Annotated in this window: 8 protein-coding genes and 1 pseudogene; 7 read left to right on the top strand and 2 right to left on the bottom strand. The window is 66.1% G+C overall.

Annotation, left to right across the window (positions count from 1 at the left end; all coding sequences use genetic code 11):
* Positions 1–212: pseudogene (locus tag Q7V15_RS07835) on the bottom strand (hypothetical protein); the annotation flags it as partial.
* A 137-nt stretch (positions 213–349) separates the two neighbouring features.
* On the opposite strand from Q7V15_RS07835, the gene Q7V15_RS07830 reads away from it, so the two are divergent.
* Positions 350–841, top strand: coding sequence for a hypothetical protein (locus tag Q7V15_RS07830; protein WP_304754903.1), 492 nt, complete (start codon positions 350–352; stop codon positions 839–841).
* Between the two features lie 100 nt (positions 842–941).
* Positions 942–1109 (top strand): hypothetical protein, encoded by a 168-nt coding sequence (locus Q7V15_RS07825; protein ID WP_304754902.1) that lies wholly within the window; start codon positions 942–944, stop codon positions 1107–1109.
* A 19-nt stretch (positions 1110–1128) separates the two neighbouring features.
* On the opposite strand, the gene Q7V15_RS07820 is transcribed toward Q7V15_RS07825, so the two are convergent.
* Positions 1129–1620, bottom strand: coding sequence for a VOC family protein (locus Q7V15_RS07820; protein ID WP_304754901.1), 492 nt, complete (start codon positions 1618–1620; stop codon positions 1129–1131).
* A gap of 229 nt (positions 1621–1849) precedes the next feature.
* Here Q7V15_RS07820 and Q7V15_RS07815 point away from each other — a divergent pair, with 229 nt between their 5' ends.
* From Q7V15_RS07815 to Q7V15_RS07795, 5 genes are all read left to right on the top strand, one after another.
* Positions 1850–2437 carry a malonic semialdehyde reductase gene (locus Q7V15_RS07815; protein ID WP_304754900.1) on the top strand — a complete coding sequence of 196 codons (588 nt, stop codon included), beginning with the start codon at positions 1850–1852 and terminating at the stop codon, positions 2435–2437.
* A 128-nt stretch (positions 2438–2565) separates the two neighbouring features.
* Positions 2566–3309: a GntR family transcriptional regulator gene (locus tag Q7V15_RS07810; RefSeq protein WP_304754904.1), complete on the top strand. Its 744-nt coding sequence runs from the start codon at positions 2566–2568 to the stop codon at positions 3307–3309.
* A gap of 201 nt (positions 3310–3510) precedes the next feature.
* Complete coding sequence (locus Q7V15_RS07805) at positions 3511–5895, top strand: TonB-dependent siderophore receptor (RefSeq protein ID WP_304754898.1); 2385 nt, start codon at positions 3511–3513, stop codon at positions 5893–5895.
* Positions 5896–5956: 61 nt separating this feature from the next.
* Positions 5957–7267: a CynX/NimT family MFS transporter gene (locus Q7V15_RS07800; RefSeq protein WP_304754897.1), complete on the top strand. Its 1311-nt coding sequence runs from the start codon at positions 5957–5959 to the stop codon at positions 7265–7267.
* A gap of 10 nt (positions 7268–7277) precedes the next feature.
* A complete protein-coding gene (locus tag Q7V15_RS07795; RefSeq protein ID WP_304754896.1) occupies positions 7278–8285 on the top strand; it encodes an LLM class flavin-dependent oxidoreductase in 1008 nt (335 codons plus the stop codon).
* Positions 8286–8360: the final 75 nt, after the last annotated feature.

The following is an 8360-nucleotide window of genomic DNA, read 5'->3' as shown; positions in this document are numbered from 1 at the left end:
GCCGCGGCGTTGGTGGACAGCCGCGAGGTCTGTTTCATCTGCGCCCAGGCCTGGGCGCCCTGCTGAGACAGTTGGCCAGGATCCACGAGGAGGACCTGCTGGCGTCCCAGGCTTTCGTTATAGCTGCAACCCAACAGGCCGGCGGGCGCCGCGAGGGCGGCCACCAGAGCCAGGTTTCGGAATGGGCGCAGGCCTCGGTTCGGCTTTGTCATGGACGGTCTCCCCTCGCAATCGCGACAGCGTAGCTCAAGAACGCGCCAGTCGTGAACAAGTCTCCGGAAAGGGGTTTGACGGGCGGGGAGGGTCGGGATAACGCTAATGCGAACTATTCGCATTAGGAGGTATGTTCATGGCCGACGACGCCGGGGCGCGGACCCAATTGACCGCAGTCCATGGACCGCCGGAGCTGTCAGGGGGTGAACAGGTGATCCTGGCCGCCCTGCGCCTTTGGGCGGGCTTGCGCCTCTCTGGCGAAGCCCCGCAGCCCTGCGTGCGGCGACTGATGGCCGAGCAGGTCAGCGACCGGGCAGGCGCGATCTTTGTGGCGCTGATGGAGGCGCTGGAGCGTCAGACCCGCCGGCCCCTGCAGATCGCCTGCGGCGCCTGCTCAGGCTGTGGGGAGGACGAGCAGCGCCTGATCGTGGCCTGCGGCGTCTCGCGGGTGGACATGCGCACCGCCCGCGCCTTGCTGAGTCCCCTTGTCAGCCAGCCCGAACCGGTGGCGATCTTCGCCCGGGCGTTGAACATGGTGCTCAGCCATGAGGGACTGGACCTGCCAGTTCGGATGACGGACGGCCCCCGGCCGGTCTGCGGCCGCCCGGCGGGGGCGACCCTGCACTGAGGGGCGGGCGTCTCTCTCAGGCCCTCATGGTCGGCGATGCCGGCCTGACGGAACGCAGCGCGGCGCCCGGCGTTCTTGAGCTTAAGCTTGGAGACGACGAATGCTGAAGTGGGCTGGTATTTTCCTTCTCGTCATGATCGCCGCGGCGATCATCGGCCTGCTGATCGAGGCGGTGCGCATCATCGCCTGGGCCTTGTTCGTGATCTGCCTGGTGGGCTTCTTCCTCACCGGCGGACTGAAGTTCCTCACCCGCGGACGGGGGAGCTGATCCCCGTCCGCGAGTTCGCCTATTCGCGGGTGAAGTCGGCCGGAATCACCGGGTGGGTCCCGGCCTTGCCCCACAGCACGATCTCATTGCCCCAGGGGTCGCGGAAGGCGTGGTTGAAGCCGTTGAACTCCGACCAGTAGTGGTTGCGCCACAGGATGGTCGCGCCGCGCTTCTCGGCCTCGCCCAGGATACGTTCGGGGGTGTCATCATCGCTGATGAGGACCCAGACCCGCGGCTTGCGCCCCTCGAGGCTGGCGCTGCGGGGCTCTACGCCGCCAGGGGCAGGGTGCGGGCGGGCGTTGTCGGTCTTGAAGATCCCCAGATGCAGATTGCCGATCTCGCTGTCTGACCCGTCGGGATTGCGGAACTGACCCCCGGGCACCATCCGGTGATAGAGACCCTCTGGCCGGGCGTCATTGCGCCAGCCGAACACCTCGGCATAGAAGGCGCCGGCGGCGGCGGGATCATCGGCGGCCAGATCGACAAAGATCAGGGTGTTGGGATAGCCCACGAAAAACTCCTCTCGTGCTTAAACGGCCGCCGGGCGGCCCAGGCCGACCCTAGGGGAGGGGGCGCTTGGGATTCTTGCTCCCTGGCGCACGACACCTTGCCCAAACACGTCCCGCCCACAGGTTAGGCGGTAATGTGAAATTTCACTGAAAATGTGCAAAAGGACTGGTCATGCCGCTGGACGCCGCCACTCTGGTCCAGCTTCGTTTCAGTCACATTCAGGAGCTCCCGTGCCGGACCTTGCAGACCCCGCCCTCGATCAGTTGTTCCGCCAGGCTCGGACCCAGAATGCGTGGAGCGACGCGCCCGTCTCCGAGGCGACGATCCACCGGCTGTATGATCTGCTGAAGTGGGGACCGACCTCGGCCAATTGCGGACCGGGCCGCTTTGTCTTCGTGCAGTCGGCCGAGGCCAAGGAGACACTGGCGCCGCACCTGTCGCGGGCCAACCGGGCCAAGGCCATGGCCGCGCCGGTCTGCGTCATTGTCGCCTATGATCTGGCCTTCGCCGAAAAGCTCCCCAAGCTCTTCCCTCACGATCCGACGGCGAAGGATTGGTTCGGGGATCCGAAGGTGTTGCTGGAGACCGCTCTGCGGAATTCCAGCCTCCAGGGGGCCTATCTGATCATGGCGGCCCGCAGCCTGGGTCTCGATTGCGGCCCGATGTCGGGCTTCGACAACGCCGGTGTGGATGAGGCCTTTTTCGCGGGCACATCGTGGCGATCCAACTTCCTGGTCGCCCTGGGGCAGGGGCGGCCCGAGGGGGTCTATCCGCGCAATCCGAGGCTGGATTTTGATGAGGCCTGCGAGATTCGCTGAGGGGCTGGACGTCGCCTTAAGCTGGTCGGTTCTGAAATTTCAGATTAGACCAGCGGGGCGACCGGCTCGGGAGAAGCCAGCGCAGGCGGAAGGAACAAGGCGTGCGGAGCTTGGGCTTGAACTCTGAGATGTCGGTGAACGGTCCGGGGACGGGGGGCGTCATCGCCGACGCCGGCGAATGGTCGCCAGAGCTCCAGAAGGCTCGGGCCTATGAGCAGATTCTGCTCGACATCATCCTGGGAGAGCTTCCGCCGGGCGCCCGGCTGGACGAGCAGTCCCTGACGCGGCGCTATCAGACTGGACTCGCCGGGGTTCGCGACGCGCTGGGCCGGCTGGCGCTTGAGGGCATGGTCGTGCGGCGCGCCCGGGCCGGCACCACGGTGTCCCCCCTCGACCTGGTCGACCTGCGGGAAGGCTATGAGGCCCGTGCATTGATCGAGCCCCATTGCGCGGCCATGGCCGCGCGAAACGCCACCGACGAGGAGATCGCCCAGATCGCCTCCACCTTTGACGACGCCGAGCGCGCCGACGCCGAACAGGACCGCCGTGCCCTGATCGCCATGGATCAGCGGTTCCACGCCCTGATCGCCCGGGCCAGCCGCAACACCGCCCTGGCCCGGATCCTCATACCCCTGCAACACAAGGCCGCCCGCTTCTGGGTCTATTCCATGGGCACGACCACCCAGGAAGAACGACTGGCCGATATCTGCCTGCACCGCGCCGTGGCGCAGAGAATCGCCGCCCGGGACGCCGAGGGGGCCCGCGCAGGCATGATCCTGGTGCTGGGCACCATGCCCCAGACCGTCAAGCGCTCCCTGACCAGCTGGGGCGAGGATGACGCCCAATCGGCGAGTGGAGCGCCCACAGGTTGAACTGCAAGGGGCGCCTGATCCCCATCTGGGCGCCGAGCCGCGGAATCTGAACGCCCCGCGGGCGCCGCTGAAATTCCATCTGAAATTTCACAAGACATTTTTGACCTTGGGGCGCTGGCGAGAGACCTTGGCCTGGAGAGGCGCGGACGCGGGGATAACCGCCACCCGGCGGAGGGTCCGCGCCCTTCCGAAGAGGGCGATATGTCGAAGAAACTGATGTTGGTCGCGGGCGCCTCCCTGTCCGCGCTGATCGCAAATCCGGGCCTGGCCTGGGCGCAGGCCCAAATGGTCGACGAGGTCGTGGTTACGGCGCAGGACCGCACGGGGCTGCTGGAGAAGGACCCGAGCAACAGCGTATTTGGCCTGGACAAGGCGCTGATCGAAACGCCCCGCTCGGCGAGTTTCGCCAGCGACGTGACATTGGAGCGCTACGGCATCGAATCGATCGATGACCTGACGGCCATTTCGCCTGGCACCTATACGGCCAGCTTCTACGGCGTGGCCGGCGCCCTCAACATCCGCGGCACCCTGGCGGAGAACTATTTCCGGGGCTTCAAGCGGATCGAGAACCGCGGCACCTATTCCACCCCCATCGCCAATGCGGCCCAGATCGAGATCGTGCGCGGCCCGCCGACGCCGATCTATGGGGCCGGCAAGGTGGGCGGCATGCTGAACTTCGTGCCCAAGTCCGGCCGCACGGAAGGCGCCTATATCTCGGAGATTTCCGGCCAGGCGGACTTCACGGTGGGCTCCTACAATCGCAAGGAGGCCTCCGGCCAGATCAGCATTCCCCTGAACTTCGGCGGCCTGGAAGGGGGGCTGAACCTCTATGGCCAGGCGGAGAATTCCGACAGCTTCTACCGGGGCATCTCGCCCCGCCGGGAGATGCTGCAGGCCTCGGTGGATCTGGAGCTGGGCGGCGGCTGGCGCACGGCCTTCGGCGGCATGGGCTTCCATTCGGACGGCGACGTGCAGACGCCGGGCTGGAACCGCCTGACCCAGGATCTGATCGACAACCAGACTTACATCACCGGCCGTGACACCAGCCTGGTGGACGCCAATGGCGACGGGAAGCTGACCCCCAACGAGGTCGGCTTCTATCCCTACGCCACGGCCATGTATATCGCCTACTACGGCTTCCCCAGCAGCAGCGCCAAGCACACCCTGGACACCGGGGTGGGGACCACGAAGCTTGATCGCCGCACCGTCTACATCAGCGACGCCGACTTCTCGAACTCCTGGACCCGGACGGGCTATTTCGACCTGATCCGCGATTTCGACAATGGCTCGTCCCTCAAGTTCCAGCTCTTCTATGACGAGCTGAAGAACAAGCGCTTCGTCTCCTATGGCTATCCGGCCATGTTCGACTCCCAGGTCGGCGAGGCGCGGGTGACCTACGACTTCGATTATGACGTGGGGATGGTGACCTCCAAGTCCTTCATCGGCGCTTCCTACCGGGCCTTCGACGGGCGGCGGATGGAGAGCTTCAACTCCGGGCTGATCGCACTGGACCGTCGGGACATCGCCTTCGGCGCCACGCCCAATGACATTATCGATGACCCCTTCTCGCCGGAGACCTATGGCCTGAAGTGGGAGAACGACAACAGCTCCACCTGGAGCCAGGCGGGCGTCTTCTTCACCTCCGACATCTTCATTGGCGAGCGCCTGAACCTGATGGTCGGCGGCCGCTACGACCGCTACGAGGTCGAGTCCGAGGACACTGGCCTGGTCAGCTACCAGCCGGCGGGCAAGTTCGAAGACAGCCAGGGCAAGGGGACCTATTCGGCCTCGCTGACCTATCAGTTCGACTTCGGCTTGATGCCCTACATCACCTATGCCGAGACCGCGGCCCTGGAGATGAGCCAGGCCGGGGACATCGCGCCCTCGCTCATCAACAGCGAATCCTGGCTGTCAGACTCCGACCTGGCCGAGGCCGGGGTGAAGTTCCAGCTGCTGTCGGGCTCGCTGGTGGGTTCGGTGGCCGGATATCGGCAGAACCGCACCCAGTTGACCGGCGGCCCCAACCCGACCGTTCGTGGCTCCCGGGCCAAGGGGGTTGAGGTTGAGGTGCGCTATCTGGCCACCGACAATCTGTCCTTCACCTTCGCCGGCAACAGCCAGCGCACGACGATCAAGGGGCCTGACAACAGCTTCGCCTATATTCCCTACTATGTGACCGGGGTGGATCCGGTGAACGCCTTTGGCGGCACCTATGTGGTCTGGGCCTTCTCCAGCCTGCCTGGACGCGGCGGCGACTATGCCTACACCCTGATCCCGCGCACGGTGCTCAGCCTCTATGGCAGCTACACCAGCGATGAGTATGACTGGGGTCAGGTGGGCGGCGTGCTGGGCGCGACCTTGGTCAGCGAGACGGCCCAGACGGTGGAAAACCCGATCACCTATCCGGAATACACCACCGCCAACCTGTCGCTCTTCTATGCGCGGGGTCCGTTCCAGGCCTCGCTCAACGTCGACAACCTGTTCGACGAGATGTTCTTTACCCCAGCCGCGGACTCCTACGCCAACCTCGCCGCCATTCCGGGCAAGGGACGCGAGTGGCGGGTGACCCTGAGGCGCTCGTTCTGATCTGTCGCCCGCCGCCCCTTTCGGGGGGCGGCGGGACCTTGTTCCTGTTTGGAGGCATGACATGCCCCTGTCCGAATGGCGCCCCTGGGTGCTGCTGGGCGTTTTCAGCCTGCTGCTGTTCCTGATCTCGGCGGCGACCTTTTCGTCCCTGGGCGTGGTTCTGCCGGCCATGGTGGCCGATCAGGAGTGGAGTTGGGCGCAGGCGGGGCTTGGCTTCACCCTGCTGGGCGCCTGCTGCGGCGGCTCGGCCTGGTTGCCGCCGATCATCATCCGCCGGTTTGGCGTCCGCGCCGCCCTGCTGGTGGGCACCGTGGTCATGGCGGTGGGCTTTATCTGCCTCTACCTGACCCAAAGCGTCTGGATTTACTTCGTCGGCACCGCCCTCTGTGGCGTGGCCTACCAGTTGATGGCGCTGATCCCAGGCACCCACGTCCTGGCCGCGGTTTTCCAGAAACGGGCCATGGCCTTCGGGCTCTATTTCACCCTCGGGGGCCTCGGCGGCGTGGCGGGACCCTGGATGGCGCTGGGCGTCATGGAGGCCACCGGCGGCGCCTGGCGGCCCTTCTGGGCGCTGCAGGCGGTGGCGGCGCTGGCCATCGGCGTCATCTGTTCGCTCCTGATCCCCAACAATGCCTGGCTGCAGGCCTCGTCAGAGCGGATCGACCGCGCCGTCAAGGCTGACGCCGAGGCCGCGGCCGCCGCACCGGCTCAGGCGCCGCTGGCGGTCTATCGCACGGTCCACGACTGGACCCTGAAACAGGCGATGGCCACGCCGCAGTTCTACATCCTGGTGTCGGCCTATTTCGTCCATCTGCTGAGCGGGGTGACGGTGTCCAGCCTCTCGGTCGCCCACCTGTCGGAGCGCGGCGTCGCGGTCGGCATCGCAGCGGGCATGCTCAGCCTGGAAGGCCTGATGTCGACGGTCGCCCGCCTGGGCGGCGGCTTCATCGGCGACCGGATCGATCCCAAATGGCTGCTGATGTTCGCCGTGGGCGTGCTGGGCGCAGGCTCGCTGGCCCTCAGCGTCGCCGACACCTATGTGCTGATGATCATCTATGCGGTGGGCACCGGCATCGGCTTTGGTCTGACGGCGCTCGCGGTGACCATCCTGCTGCTCAACTACTATGGGCGGAAGAACAACCTGGAGATCTTCTCCACGGTCTGCCTGGTCGGCGCGCTCTCGGCGCTGGGTCCCCTGATCGGCGGCTCCCTGCGCGACATGCTCGGCAGCTTCACCCCCACCTTCCAGCTCTTCGGCGTCGTCGCCGCCGCGGTCTTCGTGGCCTCCCTCTTCATGCGCCCGCCGCAGTGGAAGTCGGAATCCGAAGCCCCCGCCGCGCCGGGCGCCGACCTTGTCAATGACCCAGTCTGAGGCGTTCCCCATGTTCCAGAAACCTTCCCCCTCCAAGGAATTCGGCGTCTTCCTGCCGGTCGCCAATGGCGGCTGGATCATCTCGGAGACCTCGCCGCCGCTGGACGACCTGTGGACCCAGAACCGCGCCGCCGCGGTGACCGCTGACGAGGTCGGCATGGACTTCGTCATGTCCATGGGCAAATGGCGGGGCTTTGGCGGGACCACCAACCACTGGGGCTCGTCGCTCGAGTCGGTGACCATGATGGCCGGCATCGCCGAGGCGACCAAGAACGTGAAGATCTGGGCCACCGTCCATCCGCTGCTGCAGAACCCGGCGGTGACGGCCAAGATGATCTCGACCCTGGATCACATCAGCGGCGGGCGGGCGGGCCTGAACATCGTGGCCGGCGCCTACCGGGCCGAGTTCGACCAGATGGGCATGTGGGACGACAGCCTCGACCACGAGGCGCGCTACGCCCTGACCGAGGAATGGACCGCCGTCGTCAAGCGCCTCTGGAAGGAGGACAGCGTCGATCACGCGGGCAAGTTCTTCACCATGAAGGACGCCCAGTCGAGCCCCAAGCCCCTGTCGCGGCCCCGGCCGGACCTGATCTGCGCCGGCCAGTCCGACCGTGGGTTCCAGTTCTCGGTCCGCGAGGCCGACATCTGCTTCATCGGCGGCCGCACCCCCGAAGAGCGCCGGGACAACAGCCTGCGGGCCAAGAAGGTGGCGGCCGACCTCGGCAAGTCGATCAAGACCTACGCCATGTGCACCATCGTCCACGGCGAGACCGATGCGAAAGCCGAGGCCATGGTCGAGCACTACAAGACCGGCGTCGACATGGGCGCCATACTGGAAATGCTGCGCAGCTGGGGCGTGCCCGCCGACAAGCTGGACGTGGTGGCCAAGCAGCAGGGCGCCTTCATGACCCACACCGCCGTGGGCTCGCCGGCCACCTGCGCCGAGCAGGTCCAGGAGGGGGTGGAGTTCGCCCAGCTGGACTGCCTCATGCAGATATTCCCCGACAATGTGTAGGGCCTGAAGATGTTCGGCGCCGAGATCCTGCATCGCCTGCGCTCGGACTTCTCATGAGAGCCCTCGTCGCGTCAG

The organism is Phenylobacterium sp., from assembly GCF_030651755.1.
Taxonomy (GTDB): domain Bacteria; phylum Pseudomonadota; class Alphaproteobacteria; order Caulobacterales; family Caulobacteraceae; genus Phenylobacterium.
This window is presented reverse-complemented; position numbering and strand designations above follow the sequence as displayed.